Source organism: Roseibium sp. HPY-6, from assembly GCF_040530035.1.
Lineage (GTDB): Bacteria > Pseudomonadota > Alphaproteobacteria > Rhizobiales > Stappiaceae > Roseibium.
On record NZ_JBEWCD010000003.1, the window covers coordinates 640,367 to 664,231 of the forward strand.

General features: G+C 57.7%; 21 protein-coding genes. 14 read left to right on the forward strand and 7 right to left on the reverse strand.

The genetic code is table 11. The features are described from left to right. The first annotated feature begins 260 nt into the window (after window positions 1-260). The 7 genes from ABVF61_RS29025 to ABVF61_RS29055 all read left to right on the forward strand — a co-directional run bounded on the left by ABVF61_RS29025 (window position 261) and on the right by ABVF61_RS29055 (window position 11,516). Window positions 261-1,787, forward strand: coding sequence for a YifB family Mg chelatase-like AAA ATPase (locus tag ABVF61_RS29025; protein WP_353997091.1), 1,527 nt, complete (start codon window positions 261-263; stop codon window positions 1,785-1,787). Window positions 1,788-1,931: 144 nt separating this feature from the next. Continuing rightward, on the forward strand, window positions 1,932-5,405 hold the full coding sequence (locus tag ABVF61_RS29030; protein WP_353997092.1) for a hypothetical protein: 3,474 nt from the start codon (window positions 1,932-1,934) through the stop codon (window positions 5,403-5,405). Between the two features lie 122 nt (window positions 5,406-5,527). Continuing rightward, window positions 5,528-5,845 (forward strand): heavy metal-binding domain-containing protein, encoded by a 318-nt coding sequence (locus tag ABVF61_RS29035; protein WP_299477329.1) that lies wholly within the window; start codon window positions 5,528-5,530, stop codon window positions 5,843-5,845. An 11-nt stretch (window positions 5,846-5,856) separates the two neighbouring features. Next, a complete protein-coding gene (locus ABVF61_RS29040; protein ID WP_353997093.1) occupies window positions 5,857-6,456 on the forward strand; it encodes a GNAT family N-acetyltransferase in 600 nt (199 codons plus the stop codon). A 163-nt stretch (window positions 6,457-6,619) separates the two neighbouring features. Beyond that, window positions 6,620-8,368 carry a sigma-54-dependent Fis family transcriptional regulator gene (locus ABVF61_RS29045; protein WP_353997094.1) on the forward strand — a complete coding sequence of 583 codons (1,749 nt, stop codon included), beginning with the start codon at window positions 6,620-6,622 and terminating at the stop codon, window positions 8,366-8,368. Window positions 8,369-8,535: 167 nt separating this feature from the next. Further along, window positions 8,536-10,335, forward strand: a complete 1,800-nt coding sequence (locus ABVF61_RS29050; RefSeq protein WP_353997095.1) for an NAD(P)-binding domain-containing protein — start codon at window positions 8,536-8,538, stop codon at window positions 10,333-10,335. A gap of 200 nt (window positions 10,336-10,535) precedes the next feature. Continuing rightward, the gene (locus tag ABVF61_RS29055) at window positions 10,536-11,516 is read left to right on the forward strand and encodes an ADP-ribosylglycohydrolase family protein (RefSeq protein ID WP_353997096.1); all 981 of its coding nucleotides are present in this window, start codon (window positions 10,536-10,538) and stop codon (window positions 11,514-11,516) included. A 149-nt stretch (window positions 11,517-11,665) separates the two neighbouring features. On the opposite strand, the gene cysK is transcribed toward ABVF61_RS29055, so the two are convergent. The 3 genes from cysK to dut all read right to left on the reverse strand — a co-directional run bounded on the left by cysK (window position 11,666) and on the right by dut (window position 13,882). Continuing rightward, window positions 11,666-12,625 (reverse strand): cysteine synthase A, encoded by a 960-nt coding sequence (cysK, locus tag ABVF61_RS29060; RefSeq protein ID WP_353997097.1) that lies wholly within the window; start codon window positions 12,623-12,625, stop codon window positions 11,666-11,668. A gap of 136 nt (window positions 12,626-12,761) precedes the next feature. Beyond that, window positions 12,762-13,421, reverse strand: coding sequence for an HAD family hydrolase (locus ABVF61_RS29065; RefSeq protein ID WP_353997098.1), 660 nt, complete (start codon window positions 13,419-13,421; stop codon window positions 12,762-12,764). Window positions 13,422-13,432: 11 nt separating this feature from the next. Further along, window positions 13,433-13,882, reverse strand: coding sequence for a dUTP diphosphatase (gene dut / locus ABVF61_RS29070; protein ID WP_353997099.1), 450 nt, complete (start codon window positions 13,880-13,882; stop codon window positions 13,433-13,435). A 172-nt stretch (window positions 13,883-14,054) separates the two neighbouring features. Between dut and ABVF61_RS29075 the strand changes: the two genes are divergently transcribed. From ABVF61_RS29075 to ABVF61_RS29085, 3 genes are all read left to right on the forward strand, one after another. Continuing rightward, window positions 14,055-14,474 carry a hypothetical protein gene (locus ABVF61_RS29075; RefSeq protein ID WP_353997100.1) on the forward strand — a complete coding sequence of 140 codons (420 nt, stop codon included), beginning with the start codon at window positions 14,055-14,057 and terminating at the stop codon, window positions 14,472-14,474. A 19-nt stretch (window positions 14,475-14,493) separates the two neighbouring features. Continuing rightward, window positions 14,494-15,075 carry an OmpA family protein gene (locus ABVF61_RS29080; protein ID WP_353997101.1) on the forward strand — a complete coding sequence of 194 codons (582 nt, stop codon included), beginning with the start codon at window positions 14,494-14,496 and terminating at the stop codon, window positions 15,073-15,075. Window positions 15,076-15,247: 172 nt separating this feature from the next. After that, a complete protein-coding gene (locus ABVF61_RS29085; RefSeq protein ID WP_353997102.1) occupies window positions 15,248-16,036 on the forward strand; it encodes a DODA-type extradiol aromatic ring-opening family dioxygenase in 789 nt (262 codons plus the stop codon). A 27-nt stretch (window positions 16,037-16,063) separates the two neighbouring features. Here the strand turns inward: ABVF61_RS29085 and coaBC are convergent, their stop codons facing one another. Beyond that, window positions 16,064-17,290 (reverse strand): bifunctional phosphopantothenoylcysteine decarboxylase/phosphopantothenate--cysteine ligase CoaBC, encoded by a 1,227-nt coding sequence (coaBC, locus tag ABVF61_RS29090; RefSeq protein WP_353997103.1) that lies wholly within the window; start codon window positions 17,288-17,290, stop codon window positions 16,064-16,066. A 30-nt stretch (window positions 17,291-17,320) separates the two neighbouring features. Further along, complete coding sequence (locus ABVF61_RS29095; protein ID WP_353997104.1) at window positions 17,321-18,544, reverse strand: penicillin-binding protein activator; 1,224 nt, start codon at window positions 18,542-18,544, stop codon at window positions 17,321-17,323. Window positions 18,545-18,719: 175 nt separating this feature from the next. On the opposite strand from ABVF61_RS29095, the gene rsmI reads away from it, so the two are divergent. The 3 genes from rsmI to gshB all read left to right on the forward strand — a co-directional run bounded on the left by rsmI (window position 18,720) and on the right by gshB (window position 21,125). Beyond that, entirely contained in the window at window positions 18,720-19,625 is a 906-nt protein-coding gene (gene rsmI / locus ABVF61_RS29100) for a 16S rRNA (cytidine(1402)-2'-O)-methyltransferase (protein WP_353997105.1), read from the forward strand. A gap of 2 nt (window positions 19,626-19,627) precedes the next feature. Continuing rightward, entirely contained in the window at window positions 19,628-20,008 is a 381-nt protein-coding gene (locus tag ABVF61_RS29105; RefSeq protein WP_353997106.1) for a YraN family protein, read from the forward strand. Between the two features lie 172 nt (window positions 20,009-20,180). Then, window positions 20,181-21,125: a glutathione synthase gene (gene gshB / locus ABVF61_RS29110; protein WP_353997107.1), complete on the forward strand. Its 945-nt coding sequence runs from the start codon at window positions 20,181-20,183 to the stop codon at window positions 21,123-21,125. Window positions 21,126-21,558: 433 nt separating this feature from the next. On the opposite strand, the gene hppD is transcribed toward gshB, so the two are convergent. Beyond that, window positions 21,559-22,671: a 4-hydroxyphenylpyruvate dioxygenase gene (gene hppD, locus ABVF61_RS29115; RefSeq protein ID WP_353997108.1), complete on the reverse strand. Its 1,113-nt coding sequence runs from the start codon at window positions 22,669-22,671 to the stop codon at window positions 21,559-21,561. 127 nt (window positions 22,672-22,798) lie between these two features. On the opposite strand from hppD, the gene ABVF61_RS29120 reads away from it, so the two are divergent. Then, on the forward strand, window positions 22,799-23,266 hold the full coding sequence (locus ABVF61_RS29120) for an Lrp/AsnC family transcriptional regulator (protein ID WP_353997109.1): 468 nt from the start codon (window positions 22,799-22,801) through the stop codon (window positions 23,264-23,266). Window positions 23,267-23,322: 56 nt separating this feature from the next. Here ABVF61_RS29120 and ABVF61_RS29125 read toward each other — a convergent pair whose 3' ends face one another. Beyond that, a complete protein-coding gene (locus tag ABVF61_RS29125; protein WP_353997110.1) occupies window positions 23,323-23,856 on the reverse strand; it encodes a hypothetical protein in 534 nt (177 codons plus the stop codon). Window positions 23,857-23,865 lie beyond the last annotated feature (9 nt).

Genomic DNA, 23,865 nt, shown 5'->3' on the forward strand with positions numbered 1-23,865 from the left:
CAGTTTGAGAAGTGGATTTTCGCGCACACTTGTGCGCTGTGTCACACTGGAACCGGTGCAATCGCACGCTTCGTTCTGGCGGATACGTCGTTTTCGGTATCAGGGTTGTTCGAACGGGATATTGAGCAGCATGGCCCTTGAGACTTGGCCGTAAATGAAGACACTCAACCGCCGAGAAGCCGGTTGTTCCATTTTTGTTCTTGATTCTCCCGTCTGCCTATGTTTCGGTCGAAATACAGCTCAGGGTAGAGGATTGGGATATGGTCAGCCGGGTTACGACTGTCGCCTTTCAGGGAATTGAAGCCGTTCCGGTTGATGTGCAGGTCCACGTCGGACCGGGCATGGTCGCTTTCACGATCGTGGGCCTTCCTGACAAGGCGGTCGCGGAAAGCCGCGAGCGTGTCCGGGCAGCATTGTCCGCGTCTGGCCTCGCCCTTCCGGCCAAACGTGTCACCGTTAATCTCGCGCCGGCAGACTTGCCCAAGGAAGGATCGCACTACGATTTGCCGATCGCGCTCGGCGTCATGGCTGCGATCGGTGCCATTCCCGGTGAGTTTCTGGATGGCTATGTTGTGCTGGGGGAGCTCGGTCTGGACGGAACGCTCGCGCCGGTAGCCGGCGTGCTTCCGGCGGCAATGGGTGCGAACGCCCTCGGGAAGGGGCTGATCTGCCCTGAGGCAAGCGGCAGTGAAGCGGCCTGGGCGGATCGCGACATGGATATCCTGGCGCCTCGCTCGCTCATCCAGCTCGCCAACCATTTCAAGGGAACGCAGGTGCTGTCACGCCCGGTCGCCAAGCTGCAGGGAAAAGGCGCGCCGATGCCCAACCTTTCCGAGGTGAAAGGTCAGGAGACCGCGCGGCGTGCGCTCGAAATCGCGGCGGCAGGTGGCCACAATCTGTTGATGACCGGGCCACCCGGCTCTGGAAAATCGATGCTGGCCAGCCGATTGCCGTCCATATTGCCGCCGCTCACGCCACGCGAACTGCTTGAAGTCTCCATGATTGCGTCGCTTGCCGGGGAGCTTGCGGAGGGCAAGCTGACAGACAGCCGCCCGTTCCGGGCACCGCATCATTCGGCCTCCATGGCTGCTCTTGTGGGTGGCGGGCTTCGTGCCAGGCCGGGTGAGGTCTCGCTTGCGCATAACGGCGTTCTGTTTCTCGACGAGTTGCCGGAGTTTAATCCGCAGGTTCTCGACAGCCTGCGGCAGCCGCTGGAAACGGGTGAGGCAGTAATTGCGCGCGCAAATCACCGCGTCACCTATCCCGCGCGCATCCAGCTGATTGCCGCGATGAATCCTTGCCGTTGCGGTCATGCCGGTGAGCCCGGTCACGTTTGCCGCCGTGGAGAGCGCTGCGTAAGCGAATATCAGGCCCGTGTTTCCGGCCCGTTTCTGGACCGCATTGACCTTCGGATTGATGTACAGGCCGTCACCGCGGCCGATTTGATCGGCCCTGCCGAGTCCGAACCATCGGAGACGGTCGCCGCGCGGGTTGCCGATGCGCGACATATTCAGGAGAAGCGGTTCTTTGATCTCGGTGTCGCCTGCCGGACGAATGCGCAGGCTCCGGCATCGATTGTGGAAACGATGGCGCAGCCGGATGAGCTGGGACTGGCCTTTTTGCGTGATGCGGCCGAGAAGCTGCATTTGAGTGCGCGCGGCTATCACCGTGTCCTGAAGCTGGCACGCACACTGGCGGATCTTGACGCGGAAGAACGGGTCGGTCGTATTCATCTGGCCGAAGCACTGAGTTACCGGGGGCAGGATATTTCCCGCAAAGCAGCCTAGTGAAACAGGTACAACCCAATATACAATCAAAAATAGCACTTGAGACAAACAAGTTCTCAACGTTGATTTTCTTGTCGTTCTACTGCAACCTTACTGAACGTTAGCTAATTCAGTTTTTAAACATGATCGCCGAAAGGCCGAAACATGTTGAATGCATTGCGCCGGAATATTGCCCCATTGCTCATGCCTGTTATGGCGTCGGTCCTTCTTCTGGTTCTGTTTGAAGTTCACACTGCAATTTTCCGGCGCGCGCAAACCCTGATCGGCCTGCGCGCGGAAGCGCCGATTATCGTTGCCACGGAGGACCGGTGCCGTGGCCGTGTGGCACGAAGCGTCGGCAGCGATGTCGGACCCCTGTTTGTAACATCGGCCTATCTTCAGCCCGAAAGGGCAACGCAGTGTTTTGAGCGAATGACATTCATTGTCGCGGTCACACCGGGAAAAACGGTCCATCTCTTCGTCAACAATCAAAGAGTTGCCGTTCGCAAAAGCCATACGCGCCTGGTTCGGTTCCATAACGTTCCGATGCAGCCGCTTCACAACGTCGTTCATGTGTCCACGAACGAAAGCCGCCTCTGGCTGCCGTTCGGGTCACCGAGCTCCCATGCGACATTCGATCTTCGCCAGGACCAGCGGCGGGCCGGTAACCCACTCTTTGGCGCTGCTCCGCGCCGCGTCGAACTCAGCACCATGGCCGTTCCGGGTCCGGCGAATGAGCAAGGGACACATCCGCTTGGGTCCTGGACGCTACCGGATGGGCGCGAGCTCGGACTCGCTGCCATTCCGCCCTTTGCAGCGTTCGACCCGAACGAAATCTCGGCGGCGGCTGACACGTATGTTTATAATCGGGACGACCTCGCCGGGCTTGTGCTCTATGACATCCCGCGCGAGACAGACTCGCTCCAGATCGCAGCCCACGGAACGCGGCAACCGGCGTTCTTCCGCCGGCTTGTTGCAACCCATGACCCCGATACGGGAACGATCAGCGTCGAAGCCTCGGCCTGCCTGCCGGCGGAACACTATCTCAGTGCTCCGTCGATGCGTGCCCGGGGCCGCTTTCTCTCCGGCGAGATATGGGTCGCACGCCTTTTTCAGACCCAGGTCGGCCGGCATGATCAAGTCGGTTATCTGAGCTCACACAAGACTGCCGTCGTAGAAGAGGGTGGTGCCGGGCAGGACGAGCGGGTGTCCGGCTGCAGCGTCCTGTCGACGCGCTACAGCGTTGATGACGCCCTGTTCAGTCTCCGTGGACGTGGCAGCGCGAGCTTTCCCCATTTGCCCGGCGACCGTCTCGAGCTGAACGGCTTCGGTGCGAACATGGATATTTACGGCAAGACCGAAGCGGCAATCGCGTCGCAAAGCCGGAGCTGGGCAGGCGCATTGGGCGGAGGCTTCACGTCTTTGCACGTTTTCGGTCCGTTCCGGACCGGGGAGACGGAAAATACCCTGCGCAACGATGCGTCCGCTGCCTCAATTTCGGTCTTTGCAGATGCATCCACGCTGTTTCAGCTGATGCCAGGCAGTGTATTGTGGCTGATGTGGGCGCTTGCAGCGGTGTTGCCGGTTGCCCTGATGCGCTATGTCGTATCGCAGCCGGAAACAGCCTCGATCGATCAAGCGCTCTCCCTGCGCGCCAAAGCCGGGCTGAACGCGCTCATGATTTTCGGTATCGCCTATGCAGTCCAGCCGGTGATGACGGAAACCGCACGTTGGCTGTTGGATTTTTCCGGACTGAATGTCGTGCTGACAGACCTCGCCTTTTATCGTGCCCTCGGACAAAACCTTGCCGCGCCGGTTGCTCTGATGGTCGTGGTTCTTATGCGCCCCGCGCTTATGGGCGTGGACGGCAACCCGCTCGGCCCGGCGGTGGTTCGCAAGATTGCCGCCGGGTTGCTGACCCTGGTGCTGATCGCCGTGGGCGTCTACCTGCTGAGTGATCAGAGTGGTTTGCGGGACCTCGGAGTAAGCCATCAGGTCTTCAACTGGCTGATGCAATTTCCTCAGTTTGACGAGATCTTGTCCAGCCCTCCTGCCTATATGCTTAAGCTCATTGCAGCCGTTCTGGACTGGTCGCTCTGCGTCCTTGCGTTGTCCTGGGTTACAGTGTGGCTGGTGCAAAGGAGCATCACCCGCCGCAGCAGCAAGGGCGTGTTCTGGACGGCCTTGCTGATCTTTTTCCTGATCCTGCTGCCGCCCATGTTCGATCTTCTCAATCAGGGCGTTGCGTTGGTCGAAATCTGGAGTTCGAACACCCACAATCTGCTTTTTGCCTGGTTCAGCTGGCTGGTTGCGGCTGGGGATCTCTCTTCCCCTTACATAATGCTCTTCGTGCTGGCCGTTCTTATCCTCGACGGGTTCGCGAGCATTGCCGAAGTGCTCCTGCCAGGGAAATGCGAAAGCTGGTTCAAGCATTCGTTCCGCTGGCCAGCCCTCATTTTGCTAGCGGTTTTCATCGTTGCACCGCTCGCCACACGCGGATCGCTGGATCAGTATCAACTCAACAGCGCAATCAACCAGCTCATGGGCACATTCCAGAAGTATGGGCCGGTCATTGCGCTATTGGCAGGATATTCGGTGCTTTGGTCCGTTAATCGCACGAGAGCTCCGACGGACAATCCGTTCACCCCGCCGGAAGTCGCCTTTCTGGTCTGTGCGGCCGCATTTTCCGGCTATGTCGCCGTGTGGCAGCTCAACCCGATCAGCATCGTGCCGCTGATGGTCCTTGGATGGTTTGCGTTCAATCTGCTTTTGCTGAGCCCGACGCAATTCGACAAACGGATCGAAGCGCGGCCGACCGGAATTGCGAAAAAGCTACTCGATTACCGGAAAGAAATGCGGCTTTGCACGCAGCTTTCCGAAACCGCACGCAAGGAGCTTACCTCAGGCAAGATCTCCGATTTCGACTACCGGGTTCGCAACAATCGGGTGGCCTGGCGCAAACGCGAGGCCGGCGAGGCGCTCGGCATGCCTCCGGAAGAAGCAAAAGCATGGGTGCTTGATTTCGGTCCGCGCGACACACCGCTCGCAAACGCCTATCTGGGTGCGCTGTATGGGCTTGTTGTCGCCTTCGTCATGCAACTCGCCCTGCCGTTGGCGCCCTCGATCAGCACAATTGACAATCCGCAAGGCGTTCTTGCGTTCCTGAAGTGGGTTCTGACCGATCCAGGATACAATATTCTGGCCACCAACAGCGAAACATCTCCGTTCCTGTCCTTTGCGTCGCGGTTCCTGAATGCGTTCACGCTCTGGGCGGTTGCCGGATTCCTGTTCGGTTACACATTCCACCGGATCCGTGGCAGCGACGGGTTTGTAAAGGCGCTCGCCTTCTGTTTTGTCATCACGGGCGCGCATCTTCTTTATTGGGCGACCACCGGAAGCGGAACCATAAACGGTCTTGAAGTGCTCGCCCGGGTGCTGCCGATCGTGCTGTTCCTGCTCGCACTCGGCACCCTGGTGTTCGATGGCGGATCCCTGCAGAAACAGGGCGTCGGTCTGTCCGGACTTGTCGATATTTACGGGCTGAAATCCACGCTCGGCTACGCCTCCGTAGCAAGTGTGGTTGCCATCGCGCAACCGTTCCTCTCCGTGATCGAATGGGTGACAGGGAAACGGGAATAGCTCGCCCATCACGCGGCGTTGGAAAGACGTCCCAAATCGTCGCACCGCACTTTAAAGTGCCGGTCGGATCAGGCAAAAATTGGGGACTTCATCTGATTTGCAACGAATTGAAGGAACCCGGCATGCTGGTGACGACAACGAACACGGTCCAGGGCAAGGATATCGACTATCGGGGCCTGGTGACAGGCGAGGCTATTCTGGGTGCCAATCTGTTCAAGGACCTCTTTGCCGGGATCCGTGATATCGTCGGCGGTCGTTCGGGGGCGTATGAGGAAGAATTGGCCAAGGCCCGAAAGATCGCAATTGAAGAAATGTGCCAGCAAGCCCAGGCATTGGGCGGAAACGCCGTCATCGGCGTTGATCTGGATTACGAAACCGTAGGCCAGAACGGCTCGATGCTTATGGTCAGCGCAACGGGCACGGCGGTTGTGCTTCGCTAGTTGCTGAGCACATGTCCGGTTTCAGCTTGCAAGCAGGCTTTCCAGAGGATCAAAGAGCGACTGCCGCCAGGTTGTTCTGGTTCGCCTTTCGCGACAAACTTGAAATGGTTCTGGGGCCGGAGGAAAAGGCACTCCTCTTTCTGGAAGCCGTTCTTGATCCGGACTACGCGGTTTCCGCGACCGCGCCCGACGGGAAATTGTTGGGGCTCGCGGGATACAAGACCGATGAGGGCGCGCTTGCCGGTGGCTCGCTTTCAGATCTTCGCGCCGTCTATGGCCTCTTTGGCGGGTTTTGGCGTGGCCTTTTGCTTGAGATGCTCGAGCGGAAGACCGAAGCCGGTTGCTTGCTGATGGACGGCATTTTCGTAAGCGAAGCGGCGCGGGGACAAGGCATCGGCAAAGCGCTTCTGGAACGCATTTTTGAGCTGGCCGCGGAGCGCGATTTGAAGCGTGTCCGGCTCGATGTCATTGACAAGAACACAAGAGCAAAAGCGCTCTACGAGCGCGTGGGTTTTGAACCGATCTCAGTAGAAGAGACCGGGCTGTTCCAGCATGTGTTCAATTTCTCGTCGGCGACACGGATGGAAAAGGTCATCCAAAGCGCTTCTTGATCGCGCGGCACGACAAAAACCTCATCCCGAACTGAGATTGACCGTTTCGGTGAACGGGAAACTGACTGTTGGTTTTGTCGCAGAAACCCGCCGAATCCACCCACGCATTGTGAATCCCGGCGCACTCGGGCTATCGTTACGGCGCTTTGCCTGGGAGGATGGCATGCGCGACACAGAACACGTAAGCGAAATCGACCGGGTCCTGAAAGGACACGAAACCGGCAGGGACGAACTTGTCTCTGAAAGCTGGCGGCGCTGCGTCCAGACCTATGGCATGGACCCGACGCGGCCCGAACCGCCCCATATCGTGACGGAGCAACGGCTCCGCGAGCATCAGGAACAATCCGAACGGTTGATCGCAACCGCCCGCTCGGGCCTTCAAACGCTCTTCAAGCAGGTTGCGGGGCAAAACTACGTTCTGATCCTGGCAGATGCGAAAGGCATCAGCGTCGATTTTTTCGGTGACCCGAGATTTGAAGAGGAGTTGCGCCAGGCGGGGCTCTATCTGGGGTCCGACTGGTCGGAAGACCTGGCGGGCACCTGCGGCGTCGGGTCCTGCATCGTGACCGGTGAAGCGGTCACCATTCATCAGGGCGATCACTTCGGGCTGTCGCACACGCCGCTGTCCTGTACCTCTGCACCGATTTTCGACACGAGTGGGAATCTCGCAGCCGTTCTGGACGTCTCCCTGCTGCGCTCGCCGAGTCCCAAGTCCAGCCAGAATCTGGCAATGAACCTGGTGAAATCGTCGGCACGGCGCGTCGAAATGGCAAACCTCATGGCCATGAAACGCCGCGAATGGGTTCTGCGCTTTTCCACGTCGGCAGAGTTTCTGGAAGTCGACCCGGAGGCCGCCGTCGCGCTGGATGAAAGTGGGCACATCACGGGCATGACACGGGGGGCCCTGAATTGCTTCGGGGCAATGGATGCCGCCGACCTCATTGGAACGCGTATCGACCAGCATGTGGACATGAGCATTGACGATATGCCTGAACTCATGCGTGGACGCCCACCGGAAGAACGTGTGCTGCGCCTGCGGGATGGGCGCGGTCTCTTCGGACACGCAATCGCTCCACAGTCCCCGAGAGGGCCGCGCCCGCAGGCCACGGGCGCTTTGTCCGGCCCGTTGCGCGGTTTCTGCGGCTCGGATCCAGTCCTGGCGCAACTGGCCGCAAAGGTGGATCGGCTGGCTGCGACACAAGTGCCGATCCTGCTGGTTGGCGAAACCGGAACCGGCAAGGAGTATCTCGCCAGAGCGATTCATGTGCTCGGACCGCCCAACCGGGCTTTTCACACGCTGTTTTGTGCCGCGCTGAAAAAGGAAAAGGTAGACGCGATCGCCGAGGCGGGTGCAGGGACCGTGTTTTTGCGCGGTATCGAGGATCTGGACGAAAAAAGTCAGTCGCTTCTCCTTGCGCTGCTCGAGGCGCGCAGCGATTTGCGTGTTGTCGCGTCGATGCGTCAGGACCCCTCCGGAGGGGGCGGCCTGGAGGGCATCAGACCGGAGCTTTATTTCAGGCTGGCGGGTTCGGTGATTTCCATTCCGCCGCTGCGGCACCGCAAGGATTTTGATTGGCTCGTTGAACGCCTGCTCAGACGGTCTCCGAAGGACTATCGCCTGTCACCGGCAGCCCGCGCCGAATTGAATGGCCGGCATTGGCCAGGCAACATCCGCGAATTGTCGACGGCGCTGGAGATCGCAATGGCACTGGTCGACGGTAATGTGATCGATTTACCTGATCTGCCCCCACCGGCCCTGTCGGGGCCGGCAGAAAGTCCACCTGAACAGGATCTGGAAGCGCTGCTCGATGCCTGTGACTGGAACATGTCTCTGGTGGCTCGGCGGCTTGGGGTCAATCGGTCCACCATCCTGCGTCGGATGCGAAAGGCGGGGCTTTCGAACAAGCGCTGACGGCCACTCTTGCGCGCGTTTTAACCTGTAAAGCGGAGTTGCGCCTTGTTGCGTGCGCAACAAAGGCCGACGATTCTTCAGCTTTACTTATTCATTCAGCCTGCTCGAGATGGCGAACCGACCGCTTCCTCTGCAATCCTTCCGGATATGAAAACGGGAGGAAAAGAATGCTCGACACACCTTTGGTTCACCAGACCGAGACTTTTTTGAAGACCTTCGGCGATGCTCTGGCAGCCGGTAACATCGAAGAAGCCGTCAATCTCTTTCAGGACGACTGTTACTGGCGCGACCTTGTCGCCTTCACATGGAACATCAAGACCGTAGAGGGAAAGGAACAGGTCCGGGATATGCTTACCCGGCAGCTGAGCACGATTGCGCCCAGCAACTGGACTTTGGCGGAAGGCGAGGTTCCGACCGAGGAAGGCGGCATTGTCACGGCCTGGATCCAGTTCGAAACGAAGCTTGCGCGCTGCTTTGGTCTGATCCGCCTGAAGGATGACAAGATCTGGACCCTCCTGACGACAATGGTCGAACTGAAGGGTCACGAGGAACCCAGAGGGTTTCAGAGGCCGCTGGGTGCCAAGCACGGTGCCGGCAAACACAGGCCGACCTGGAAGGAAGAGCGCGAGCGCGAAGACGCCGAACTCGGGCATACGGTTCAGCCCTATTGCGTGATCATTGGTGGCGGCCAGGGTGGCATTGCCCTTGGAGCCCGCCTGCGCCAACTCGGAGTTCCGACAATCATTGTCGAAAAGAACGACCGCCCCGGAGACAGCTGGCGCAACCGTTACAAGTCGCTCTGCCTGCATGACCCGGTCTGGTACGACCACCTGCCCTACATCAAGTTTCCGGAGAACTGGCCGATCTTCAGCCCGAAGGACAAGATCGGCGACTGGCTGGAAATGTACACCAAGGTCATGGAGCTGAATTATTGGACCGGAACCGTCGCCAAATCGGCAAGCTATGACGAGGCGACCAAGGAATGGACCATCGTCGTTGAACGCAACGGTGAGGAAATCACGCTTCGGCCAAAGCAGCTTGTGATGGCGACCGGTATGTCGGGCAAGGCGAATGTCCCGCAATTCCCGGGCATGGAAACCTTCCGCGGCGATCAGCATCATTCATCGAAGCATCCGGGGCCCGACGCCTATCGCGGCAAGAAGGCCGTCGTCGTTGGTTCGAACAACTCGGCACACGACATTTGTGCAGCGCTTTGGGAAAATGATGTCGACGTGACGATGGTTCAGCGGTCGTCGACACATATTGTCCGTTCCGACACGCTGATGGATGTCGGGCTGGGAGCGCTTTACTCCGAAGAAGCGGTGCGCGCCGGAATGACAACCGAAAAAGCCGATCTGATCTTCGCCTCGCTGCCCTACCACATTCTGCACGAGTTCCAGATACCGGCTTATGCGGAAATGAAGAAACGCGACGCGGACTTTTATGACGGACTTGAAAAGGCCGGTTTCTGGCTCGACTGGGGCGATGATGACAGCGGCCTCTTCATGAAGTATCTGCGCCGTGGGTCTGGCTATTACATCGATATCGGTGCAAGCCAGCTTATCATTGACGGCGAAATCAAGCTGAAAAGGGGTCAGGTGACCGAAGTGGTCGAAGACGGCGTGGTTCTCGACGACGGGTCCAAACTGGAAGCTGATGTGATCGTCTATGCGACGGGGTATGGCTCGATGAACGGCTGGGTCGCCGATCTCATGGGACAGGAAATGGCTGACCGGGTCGGCAAGGTCTGGGGTCTGGGTTCAGACACCACCAAAGACCCCGGCCCCTGGGAAGGCGAGCAGCGCAATATGTGGAAACCGACACAGCAGGACGCCCTGTGGTTCCATGGTGGCAATCTTCACCAATCGCGCCACTATTCGCAATTCCTGTCCCTGCAATTGAAAGCACGGATGGAAGGACTGGAAACGCCGGTCTATGGCCTTCAGGAGGTCCATCACCTGTCGTGATGACAAGGCGACCCGGCTCTTCGGCCGGGTCGCCTGACAAACGGCAGCAAGAGAGGAGAATTCCAAAACAAAGAAAGACTTGCCCGCAGAATAAATTGCAAGATTCATTCAATTGTATTTTTCGTTGAACGTCGCTTCAAAAACAGCCAGCTTCCAAATCCTATTTTTTGAAACGCATCTCGAAGCTTAAGGAGCGATGATTGCAAATCATCTCCGAAGAAATAATGGATCGTGCCTGCGGCTGTTTATTGGGGCAGCTTGCCGGCGACTCGCTCGGATCTCTCGTTGAATTCAAAGATGCATTGGAAATAGCGGACCTCTATCCCGAAGGCGTACGGGATCTGAAGGATGGCGGTACCTGGAATCTGATATCAGGTCAGCCAACCGACGACAGTGAAATGGCTTTGGCGCTCGCTCGGACCATTGTGGCAAAAGGCACATTCGAAGAAACCAGCGTGGCAGAAGCCTATATTCGCTGGTGGAAGTCTGGTCCCTTCGACATCGGATTGACCACTTCCCACGGTATTTCGGCACTGTCCAATGGACAACGGACGAACTCGGAAAGTCAGGCGAATGGCGCGTTGATGCGAATAAGTCCAGTGGGAGTATTTGCCGCTGGTAACCCGTCGCTTGCGGCCAAAGTTGCCGTTCTCGATGCTGCTCTGACCCATCCTCATCCTGTATGTCGGTCCGCAAATGCAGCCTTTGCTGCCGCACTTGCCAGCGGAATAGCTGGAAATAGCCCGAGGATCATGTGGGAGACGGCGTTCGAACATGCTGACTGTTGTCCCGGTACAGCACTGGGTTCAAAAGTTGTCCGTGAGCGACTGAGGAGCGCGGAATCTGAACCACCATATGAATTCTACGATCAAATGGGTTGGGTTCTCACAGCATTTCAAAATGCTTTTTTTCATCTTCTTACAGGCAATACGCTAGAAAGCGCGATAATTTGGACGGTTGGGAGCGGCGGTGACACTGACACGAATGCTGCGATTTGCGGCGCGTTGCTGGGCGCTACGCAAGGGCGTACCGCCATTCCCGATCGATGGCGTGAGCCGATATTGTCTTGCCAGCCGACTATCGATGCCGGTGCTGTCCACCCGCGACCGCAGGAATATTGGCCCACTGATGTTGAGGCGTTGGTAGAAAACCTGCTCAAGCTTTCATTGCGCAATCTCTAACGGTCGTTGGAAGGGGCTTTCGTTTCAGGAATCCTGTCGCTGGGAGCGGCTCATCGTTTGCGAACGACAGCCTCTTCATGCGCGATACCGCAACAGTCGCACTTGTAGGAGAAACTCCGTTTTTCTTCGTCAATTGCAATGACCACGCCTCAAAGCCCTTCGAAGAGGGCCGTCGACAGGTAGCGTTCTGCAAACGAGGGGATGATGACGACGATGTTCTTGCCGTCCATGCCGTCGCGCTGGCCGACCCTGATCGCAGCGGTCAGGGCAGCGCCGGATGAGATACCGACGGGCAAGCCCTCCAACTTTGCGACTTCCCGGGCCATGGCAAAGGCCTCGTCGTTGGAGACCGTTGCGACTTCATCGTAGACCTCGGTATCCAGAACGCCGGGCACAAAGCCCGCACCGATGCCCTGGATCTTGTGAGGTCCGGGCTCGCCGCCCGACAGGATCGGACTATCGGTCGGTTCGACGGCGACCACATGCAAATCCGGTTTACGCTGCTTGAGCACCTGGGAAACACCTGTAATCGTACCCCCGGTGCCTATACCGGAGACGAATACGTCGATTGAGCCGTCGGTGTCATTCCAGATTTCCTCCGCCGTCGTGTTGCGGTGAATTTCCGGGTTGGCCGGATTCTCGAATTGTTGCGGTATCAAAGCACCATCGATCTCGCTCACGAGTTCCTCGGCGCGCGCGATAGCGCCTTTCATGCCCTTGGCTCCATCGGTCAGCTCCAGTTCTGCGCCAAGGATCAGCAGCATTTTTCTGCGCTCGACCGACATGGTTTCCGGCATGACAAGGATGAGCCGATAGCCTTTGGCGGCGGCAACGAAGGCTAGCGCGATACCGGTATTGCCGGATGTCGGTTCCACAAGCGTCGATTTGCCTGGCGCGATTTTGCCGTCCCGTTCCATGGCCTCGATCATGGCGACGCCGATGCGGTCCTTGACGCTTGCGATCGGATTGAAGAATTCGAGTTTGGCCAGAAGAGTGCCTTTGACACCATGGGTCTGGGCGAGCCTGTCCAGCCGCACAATCGGCGTGTCGCCAATCGTTTCGGTAATGGAAGAATAGATTTTTCCCCGGCCGCTCGTCTTCATTGTCATGACATCTCTCCCTGATTTGTCGGACGCCGGTTCAGCGGCGTCATATCTTGCGATGCGCCTCGAACCATCTGTTGAGATGTCTCTGGCGCTTTCGTCCCGCAAAACTCTAAGGGCAAAACCGGCTCGCAGAAAGTCTTCACGGATTGGAAAAGAGCAAGCCGGGCAGGTCTTCCATGTGCTCGAAGAGCACACCACCGGCTTTTCGCAAGGCGTCCCGGTCGCATGCCGGATCGTGGACAAATGCGAAAACTCGCATTCCGGCCGCCTTTCCGGCCAGAACACCTGGAAGGCTGTCTTCGATGACTGCGCAGTCTTCCGGGGCATGACCCATCGTGCGCGCAGCAAGCAGAAAGACATCCGGTGCCGGTTTGCCGTTGTCGCAGTCTTGCGAGGAAAAGAGTTTGTTTTTCAGTCTCGGCAACAGACCGGAGCTGCCGAGCGTTGCATGCATTTTTTCGTATTTGCCGGACGAGCCGACGCAATAGGGCGTTCCCCTTGTGTCAAGATAATCCAGTACACCGGTAATGCCGGGTATCTGCGACACCCCGGCCTTGAAGCTGTCCAGATCGCGCTTTCGCACCTGATCCGGCCAGTCGCCGGGCAGCTCTTTACCGACCAGTTTCTCGATCATGTTCTGGATGGTTTCGAGAGGCCTGCCCATAAAGCGCTGCTGGCATTCCGGGCCGGTCATTGGAAAGCCAAGGTCTGTGATGAGCGATGCCATGGTTTGGTTCGTCAACCGTTCCGTATCGACGAGAACACCGTCGCAATCGAAAATGATAAGACTTGGGTCCATCCCTGTTTCCCTTAACCGCGCCCCGTTGAACCGAACCCGCCGCTGCCGCGCGCCGTGTCCGACAGTTCATCGACTTCCTCGATCGTTGCCTGCAACACCGGGGCGATGACCATCTGTGCGATCCGTTCGCCGCGGACGATCTCAAACGGCGCGTCACCAAGGTTGATCAGGATGACCTTCACTTCACCACGGTAGTCCGCATCCACTGTTCCGGGTGTATTCAAAACGGTGATGCCGTGCTTGGCTGCCAGACCCGACCGGGGCCGGACCTGTGCTTCAAAACCTGCCGGCAGGGCCATCGACAATCCCGTTGGAACAAGGGCACGGCTGCCTGGCGCGAGTGTAACGGGCGCATCAACGGCGGCAATGAGGTCCATGCCCGCTGCAAGATCCGACTGATAGGCGGGCAAGGGCAGGTCTTTGCCATGATCAAGGCGTTTCAGTTCCAGAGTTACGCGCATCTGTTCATCCCCTGTTTGCATCGAGACGAAGGACGATATTCGACAACACTTGTCAAGATTGGCAAGGGTTTGTTTTCCTTCGCATATTTTTCCGCTAACGCCTTGAAGTTTAGGCAATCTCCTGAAACACTCTGACCCATCGTAATGTTGCCTTGGTTGGGAGATTTGCAACATGAGACGCATGATTTTCGCATTCGCAACGAGCATGTTGCTGGTGACTGCGCCTGCCGCCTTTGCGCAGACAGTGGGCTTTGCCGAGGCAATCAAGATCCTGTCGGCAAGTTGTGGCAAGGACATTGAAACCTACTGCAAGTCTGCGACCCTGGCGAACAATGGTATCGGCAAGTGTCTGGACCAGAATCAGGCCAAGGTTTCCCAGAAATGCAATGCGGACCGGGCGGTTGTGGTCACGCTCATTCAGGAGCGTCTTGCGGCGCAGGCTGCCGCCCCCAAGATCTGCCAGCGCGATGCTGCACAATATTGCAAGGGCGTGAAACCGGGTGCCGGTCATGTTCTGCGCTGCCTCCTGAAGGCACAGCCTTCCGTCAGCAAGAAATGCAACACCGCCATTGATCTGGCCGGATACCGCTAACGTTTCCTGGGGGACTATCATGAAAAAGTATCTGCTCGCCGGTCTGTCGGCTGCATTTGTTGCCGTTAGCGTGTCTGGCGTAGCCGCACAGACCAAACTTAGCCGCAACGAAATCATCAATTCGCTTCAAGGCGCCCAACAGGAAGTCGATGTCAGTGCGGATGAACTGCAAAAAGCAGCTTTTGAAAACATCCAGAAATATCCCGGAGCAAATGCGCCTGCCAACCTTCCGCTCTGGGACAAGCTCGCGTCTCTGCGACAGTTCAACGTTGAAATCACGTTTGATCTGAACTCCGCGCGCATCAGGCCGGAATCCTACGAAACCGTGGGTCTGATCGCTGATGCCCTGCACACGCCCTACCTGCAGGGGCAGACTTTTTTCATTGTCGGCCATACCGATGCGACAGGTCCGCGCGATTACAATCTCGAGCTTTCAATCAAGCGGGCCCAGTCGGTGCGTGAAGCTTTGGTGACCACTTTTCAGGTTCCCGGTGAATATCTTCAGGCGGTTGGCCTCGGTGAGGAACAGCTCAGGGATCCAGCCAAGCCGGATTCGGGGATCAATCGGCGCGTTCAGCTTATTAATGTCGGCTATCGTTGAGCCTGATGAACATTCAAAAATGCAATACCGCTTCCGCAGGTTCGGGAGCGGTTTTTTTATGTCGTGATTGTTCCTGAATCTGGAACAGCCCTTCTTCTAAAAGTGACCTTCTCGTTCAGCAAGCCTGGCTTATCTTGAGATCAGTACGCCTGTTGAGTGAAGAAGTGAGCCGATGAAAACAGCCCCGGAGCCTATCCAACCCGTCTTTTTTGCCCATGGTGCGCCGACACTGGCGCTGGCGGACACGGAGGCAAGCCGTTTCCTGAAATCCTTCGGGAGTGAAGGAAAACGGCCAAAAGGCATCTTGATCCTGTCTGCTCATTGGGAAACCGAGGGCCTGAGGCTTTCAGCACCAGGCCCACTGCGCACCTATCACGATTTCCGTGGTTTTCCCGCCGAACTCTATGACATTTCCTACCCGGCGAATGCGGTCGAGGATCAGGTCGACGAGACTGCAAAACGCCTGGAAGCGGCAGGCTACGATGTCGAACTTGATAGCGAATGGGGCCTGGATCACGGCGCATGGGTACCGTTGTCACTTGCGTTTCCCGGTGCCGGCGTGCCGGTAACCGCGCTTTCGCTGCCCAATGGCAGTACACCGGAAACCGTCTTCAACCTCGGCCGGGCAGTCGCGCCGCTGAAGGAACAGGGCGTCCTGATCATCGGGTCCGGCAGCACGACACATAATCTTCGCGAAATTCATCCGCAGGGTTCAAGCGCGCAACAGTGGGCCGTTGATTTCGACAATTGGCTCGACGTGGGTCTCGAGAAAGGTTCGATCGACTATTTCACCGACCTTGAATCAGCGCCTGGGTTCCGCCGCAATCATCCGACGGAAGAACATTTGCTGCCTCTGTTCTTTGCGCTTGGCGCCGCAGGAAGCGGAGCGCCGCCCGAACTGCTGCACAGAAGCTACGAATACGGCTCAATCAGCATGAGCTATTTCCGCTTTGCTGCTTGAAATTCGGCCCTGTCGGACAACCCGGCGTTATTGCCCGTTCAAAGCTGCCGCAGCCCTGGCAATGATCTTTCGTGCGACATTGCCCTTCGCCATTCTCGGCCAATCTTCAACACCGGTTCGGCTGACGAGGCGAACAGTATTGGCGTCGCCGCCCATGATGCCTGTTTCGGGGCTGACATCATTAGCGATAATCCAGTCTGCGTTTTTGCGCTCAAGTTTCGAGCGTGCGTTGTCGATCAGGTTCTGGGTCTCGGCGGCAAAACCGATCAGCAGTTTTGGGCGCAGGCTCGCGTGATGGCCGATGGTCGACAGGATATCCGGGTTTTCGGCCAGTTCGAGCGCCGGCGGCTTGCCGCTGCCGTCCTTCTTGATTTTTTGTGATCCTTCCGTTGCGACGCGCCAGTCGGCAACGGCGGCCGCCATAATTGCGATATCGGCTGGCAATGCCGCTTTGGCCGCGTTGAGCATCTCCGCAGCCGATTCAACGTGGATCGTTTCAACATTGTCCGGATCAGGCAGGTCGACCGGACCGGACACAAGCGTCACCCGTGCGCCCGCTTCATAGGCGGCAACCGCCAGGGCATGACCTTGTTTGCCCGACGATCGATTGGCGATATAGCGGACAGGGTCAATGGGTTCATGCGTCGGACCGGACGTTATCAGGACATGTTTGCCCGCAAGGGGCAGCTGATCCTGTTTGATTGCGTCTTCGCGCAACAGGTCCGCGGCTGCGGCAACTATTTCCAGCGGTTCGCTCATGCGGCCGACACCGGCTTCGCCCTTTTCCGCCATTTCGCCGCTGGCCGGACCAACAAAGCGGACACCGCTCTCTTCAAGTGCGGCGACATTACGAAGTGTTGCCGGGTCCTGCCACATCTTCGGGTTCATCGCCGGAGCAACAAGAACGGGCTTGTCAGTTGCCAGCAGAACTGCGGTTGCGAGGTCGTCGGCGATCCCGTGCGCCATCTTTGCCATCAGATTGGCGGTTGCCGGCGCAATCAGGATGAGGTCGTGATCGCGCGCAAGGCGAATATGGCCGACATCGTGCTCAGCCTCGCGGTCGAACAGGTTCGTGAAAACCTTCTCCGCGCTGAGAGCGCCAACCGCAAGGGGTGTCACGAATTCCTGCGCACCGGATGTCATGACGGGGACAACGCGCGCGCCACGCTCCTTGAGCCGGCGGATCAGATCCAGCGACTTGTAGGCGGCAATGCCGCCGCTGATCACCAAGACGATCTCTTTGCCGTTGAGCATGGACGCTTTACTCCCGATGCCGAAGATGTATCAGAAACCGGTGCGGAAATCTCTCGGCGCCGGGGAAATCACTTCAGTACCCCGGCCGGTGATCTGATAGACGGCAAGGCCGCGTTCGTTGAGCCCGTTCGATTTGAAGCGAAACAGCCCGTCTATGCCTATGAATCCGTCCCGATTGGTCAGGATGCTCTGCTGAAAACGCTGAGGGCCCGCAGAGCGGATCAGCCCGGCGGCGAGGGTCACGCCGTCATAGACCAGGCTGGCGTTGCGTGGCGGTGGTGAACCGTACGTGCTCTGGTATCGCTGTGCGAAGCCCTGAAAGCCCTTGTCTTCTGGACCGGCAAACCAGGCGCCTGTAAGTATCTGGTTGTTCTTGACCTGCGCCGAATCCCATTGGCCGGAACCAAGCAGCTTGACGTTGCCGATGCTTGCGCCCTGGCTCACCAGCGTTTGCATAACCAGTGACGGAACAGTTCCTCCAGCCGGTACGAACAGGGCGTCGATACTGTTTATGACGGAGTTGAGCGAAGAGGCCTTGGCAACGAGGTCGGAAGTATCCGATACGGTCATCCGGTAACGTTGTATGGTCGCGATCCTGCCGCCGCCGCGTCCGACTTCCTGACGGAAAGCGGCTTCGGCGACTGCGCCGTAAGAGCCTTCCGGAATAAGCGCCGCGTAGGACCTTTTCTGCTGACTGTTGGCATATCCGATGATGCGCTTGATGTCGGTCTCTGGCAGGAAACTCAGCAGATAGACGCCGCGCGCAGCGACGGACGTGTCCGTTGAAAATGCGATGACAGGCACGCCGGTTGCACGCGCTGCAGCTGCCGCACCTGAAACTGCCGGTGCAAAGACGGGGCCCAGGATCAGCTCCGCACCTTCTGAAATGGCGGACTGTGCCGCGCTACGCCCGCCTTCAGCCGTGCCGCCGGTGTCCTTTACCAGCAACTGGACGTCGGCGTTTGGAAAATTTTGGAGCGCGAGCGCAGCAGAGTTCTTGAATACCGTTCCGATGGAGGCGTTACCGCCGCTGCTGCCCAGAGGCAGGAGCAGACCGACGCGTACGCTGCCGGTTCCGATGACTTCGCCTGTCGTCTCCGGTTGGCCGGTCGGCTGAACCTGATCGCCCGGGAGCGACCCGAGCGAGGAACCAAGGCATCCGGAAAGGGCGAGCGCGCTGCTGCAGGCGAGCGCCACTTTCAGGAACTGCCGTCTCTGTTGCTGTCCGGTTTTGCACCGCATTGCACTTGCCATTTTTATTTTTCCACCGAAGGGAAGACTTACGGTTTCACCGGAAGAATGTCCAGTTTTAGCGGCTTTTCAGTGGCATATCTGCTTTAAGAACAGTGGATTTACCTTGCATCAGGCACCCACTGCGGTTAGCGCAGGCAGGAGACCCATATTCCGGCAGGAACAGAAGGGAGACTTCATGGGAACCGTCATCGCTGCGGACAAGAATCGCTACAGTCTCTCCGAACACGCCTTTTCCGCGCCAAATCTGGAGCCGGCGCTCTATATTGTGTCCACCCCGATCGGTAACCTTGGGGACATAACGGTCCGCGCGTTGGAAACGCTGGCCGCGAGTGCGCTGATTGCCTGCGAGGACACGCGTGTCACGGCAACCCTGACCCAGAAATTTAGCCTGAAGACCCCCCTCCTGGCCTATCACGAGCACAATGCCGAAAAGCAACGCCCCAGGATCCTTGCGGAACTCGATGCCGGTCAGGCCGTTGCCCTGGTCTCCGACGCCGGAACGCCACTGGTCTCCGATCCTGGCTACCGGCTTGTCCGCGCGGTTCTTGAAGCCGGATACGAAGTGATTCCGATCCCCGGCGCATCTGCGCCCCTTGCCGGGCTTGTCGCGTCAGGCTTGCCAAGCGACACGGTGCTCTTTGCCGGGTTCCTGCCGCAAAAAGGCGGCCCCAAATCCAAGCGGCTTGAGGAACTTTCGGCAATTCGTGCGACGCTGGTCTTCTTCGAGTCGCCTCATCGGACCGGGGCAACACTGGAGCTGATGGCAAAGGTGCTTGGTGAAGGTCGGGACGCGGTTGTTGCGCGTGAGCTCACCAAGCGCTTTGAGACCTTTGAGCGCGGTTCGCTTGCAGAACTGGCCGGGCGGTTCGAGGAAACGCAGGTCAAGGGCGAAATCGTCATCCTCGTCGGACCGCCGGAAGACAAGCCCGAAGCCGAGGTCTCCGATCTTGACGCCCTTCTGATCGAAGCTCTGAGTGACATGCCGGTCAGCGCGGCGGCAAAGAAAGTCGCCAGGGCGACCGGCCTTGACCGGAACGATGTCTATAAGCGGGCACTCGATCTGAAATCGGGAGGAACCTGAGCTTGCAGGGCGGCAACAGGCCGGACAGACGCCGCAAGGCGTATGCGCTGGGTCTGAACGCGGAGACCTGGGCGGCCTGGTATCTGCGTCTGACCGGATGGCGGATCCTAAAGCACAGGTATAAGACGAAAGCCGGCGAAATCGACCTGATTGCCAAGAAACGAAAAACGGTCGCCTTTGTTGAAGTGAAAGCGCGCAAGACGCGAGAGGCTGCGCTGGAGGCCGTCACGCCGGCGAGCCAGAAGCGCATTTCACGCGCGGCAAGGATCTTCGTCGCCGAACACCCGAAGGCCGGGTTTTTCACGCTCCGCTTCGACATTGTCGTTATCCGTCCCTGGGCGTTGCCGGAGCGCATCGAAAGTGCTTTCGAGGCTTGGGAATAGGCTGAATATTTCAAACTTCGATAAAGGGGGCGTCCGGGGACAGCGTTTCAAGGTTCGCGTAACAAAGTTGCGACCTCCGGCCACTGGACAAAGCGCGATCGCCAACGCATATCTGGACCAATCGTTCTGAAATCCCCCTGCGCTTGTCAGCGCCCCTGCCGGGAGTTGCTTCATGGCTTTGAAAGTAGCGGTCCAGATGGATCATATCTCGTCGATCAACATCGCGGGCGACAGCGCCTTTGCCATGATGTTGGAGGCGCAGGCGCGAGGACATGAACTCTTTCACTATACGCCCGAGAGGCTGTCACTGCGTGGAGATGAGGTTTTCTGCGCCTTGGAACCGGTGCAAGTGCGTGACGAGAAGGGCAATCACTTCACGCTCGGTGACAAGACCCGGATGGACATGCGCGAGATGGATGTCGTGCTGATGCGTCAGGACCCGCCTTTCGATCTGTCCTACATTGCCGCAACCCATATTCTTGAAAAAATCCACCCGGACACGCTGGTTGTGAACGATCCGAGAGAAGTTCGCAACGCGCCAGAAAAACTCTTTGTCACCGACTTCGCCGACCTGATGCCGCCGACGCTGATCACGAAGGATCGGGCGGAGATTGATCTCTTTCGCGAAGAATATGGCGACATCGTCATGAAGCCGTTGTTCGGGCATGGTGGAGCCGCCGTCTTCCGCATCACGCGGGATGATCTCAACTACGGCTCACTCTATGACTTCTTCGATGCCACGTTCCGCGAGCCCTGGGTGATTCAGCAGTTCCTGCCCAATGTGAAGCATGGCGACAAGCGCATCCTGCTCGTTGACGGCGAATTTGCCGGCGCGGTCAATCGTGTACCTGCCGAAGGCGACCTGCGCTCGAACATGGTGCGCGGTGGTGCTCCGACCGACAGCGATCTGACAGAAACCGAGCGCGGCATCTGCGCCCGCCTTGGACCCAGCTTAAAGGAAAAGGGGCTGATACTGGTTGGCATCGACGTGATCGATGGGCGTCTGACGGAAATCAACGTCACCGCACCGACCGGCATCCGCGCCATCCAGAATCTCGGTGGCCCGGACGTTGCAGCCATGGTCTGGGATGTTCTGGAAAAGAAAGTGCGGCGTTGAGAAAGACTGATAGGCGCACAGACACAAAAAAACCTCCGCGCGAACGCGGAGGTGAAAGTTAGTGTGCTTAGACAATGCAACAGAGGGCCTACACGGCAGCCTCTGTAAAACAAAACCCACCGAGGCCGTTGTTCTTCCACGGAAAATCAAAAAAAATTCGAAAAAATTTCAGAGGCTTAGCGGGTATTCGTGAAAGTTCAATTAAATCAGATAGTTACAAAATTGGCTGTGAAAAAATTTTTTGAAAATATAAAAAATACAATTACTTAGGCAACAGAGGGTTGTGCGTCGATGGCCAAAATCCGTCCCAAAATGAAACGTTTCTTCTCAAAAGCTCCAAATCACTAACGAGCAACCGGAAAATAAAAAACGGAACCGCCTCTCAAGATGAAAGGCGGTCGATGTGAAATGCAGTTGATTGTCGGATCCCGGCCTATTCGGCAGCCTCGGTGTTCAGAACGCCTCGGCGGATCTGGTCTTCCTCGATCGACTCGAACAGGGCTCGGAAATTGCCCTCGCCGAAGCCTTCATCGCCTTTTCTCTGGATGAACTCGAAGAAGATCGGTCCGATAACGGTCTTGGAAAAAATCTGCAGCAGGATTTTTGTCATGCCGCCGTCGATGACGCCTTCGCCGTCAATCAGGATACCGTGCTGTTTCATGCGGTCGATCGGTTCGTCATGACCCTGAACCCGGTCGTGCGACATCTCGTAGTAGGTTTCCGGGGGTCCCGGCATGAACTTCAGTTCGTTGGCAGCCAGCTTGTCGGTGCTGTCATAGATGTTGTCTGTGCCGACCGCGATGTGTTGGATACCCTCGCCGCGATATTTCTTGAGGAACTCTTCGATCTGGCTCGTGTCGTCCTTGGACTCGTTGAGCGGAATACGGATCTTTCCGCAGGGGCTTGTGATTGCGCGGCTGACAAGGCCGGTGATGCGGCCATCAATGTCGAAGAAGTGGATCTGCTTGAAATTGAAGAGGTCGCGGTAGAAGTTCCACCACTTGTCCATATTGCCGCGAAAGACATTGTGGGTGAGATGGTCGAGATAATAGAAGCCGACGCCTTCAGGTTTAGGATCGACGTCATCCAGCCAGTTAAAGTCGGCAGAATAGGTTGACCCCTTTTCGCCATAGGTGTCGACGAAATAGAGCAATGATCCGCCGATGCCGACAATAGCCGGTACGTCCAGCGTCTTGTCATCGCCTTCATAGGGCGTCGCACCGTTTGCCACCGCATGCTTGTAGGCATGTTCAGCGTCCACAACACGCCAGGCCATTGCGGGTGCGCAAGGGCCGTGCTCATCGACGAACTTCATGCCATGGCTGCCGGCTTCCGCGTTCAGCACGTAGGTGATGTCGCCCTGCCGGTACAGAGTGATGTTCTTGGTCTTGTGCCTCGCAACCGGCTGATATCCCATCCGGCGGAACAATGCGTCCAGTTTCTCCGGTTCCGGATGTGCAAATTCCACGAATTCGAAGCCGTCTGTTCCGGCAGGATTTTGAGGCGTTATCTGCGCCGGCGGCGCATCGTGCGGAAACGGTCCCATCGGGTGTCCTCCTTTGAAGAGCGGTCATTGAAAAAAGAATGCCGCGAAGAACGCGCAGGGTGTGTGCAATCCACGTGATTTCGCGTAAACTTATGCACAGAGCGTGTGCCAATAAGAAAGAAAACGCATGAACGATGCGCTAGACGGTTACGACGTGAAGCTGCTTGCTGCTCTTCAGGAAAATGCCGCACTGACCAATGCCGAACTGGGCGAAGTCATCAACCTCTCGCCAAGTCAGGTCTCCAGGCGGCGGCAGAAACTGGAAGAGAACGGGGTCATTCGCCGTTATCGGGCAGCTCTCAGTCCGGACGCGCTCGGGCTGACGGTGACTGCCTATATCGGCGTTACGCTGGGCGCGCATAGCAAGGAAAATGCGCGAAAATTCCGGAATGTGGTGATAGCCATGCCGGAGGTGCAGGAAGCGCACACGCTGACAGGCGACGTCGATTACATGCTGAAGATCATTGTCCCGGATCTCAAGAGCCTGAGCCGCATCATCAACGATGATCTGTTGCCGCAGGAGGCGGTCCAGCATGTGCGGTCCTCCATCGCGATGGAAACACTGAAGGACGACAACTTGCTGCCTTTGAAATAGAAGCGACTCGGGTCTCGGATCCCGCATCGCTGGAGTTGACCTGTGCCCTATGGGCCTTACAGACCGAACAGCTTGATCAGGTCCGACCAGAAGTCCTTGCGAAGGCCGGGCAGTTCCTGTGCCGGATTTCCCTCAACATCGGCCAGGCAAACGTCCGAATAGCCTTTTTCTGCAGAGATCAGGCATCCGCTTACTGGAAGACCCTCGGGGTGTGTGTAGAGCCGCGTGCCGGCGCTCGTCTTGTAAAGAAGAAGAGGTCGATCTAGACCGCCAACGGTTTTGAAGACAAAGGTCGGATACTTGGCGCCTGTGGGAAGGCCGCGATCCTGAACGACGTGAACATAAACCTGTTCGTCCGGTCGTTCGGAACGCACTGCGGGTCCATGGAACGACACGAGTTTTCCCGTTGAGCTTACGCCCTCAGAAGCCAGCATCTCGACAAAAGAGTCCTTCAAATCGCCGTCTTGAACTGCAGTATAGGGATCTGCCTTTTCGCTGGAAAACGCAGGTGCCGAAGTGCTTGCGCAGACAAAGGCAGCCAAGGCCAATTGAGCGATCGGCAGTGCTGTTTGCATCTTTCTGCTTGCCATAGATTTCGA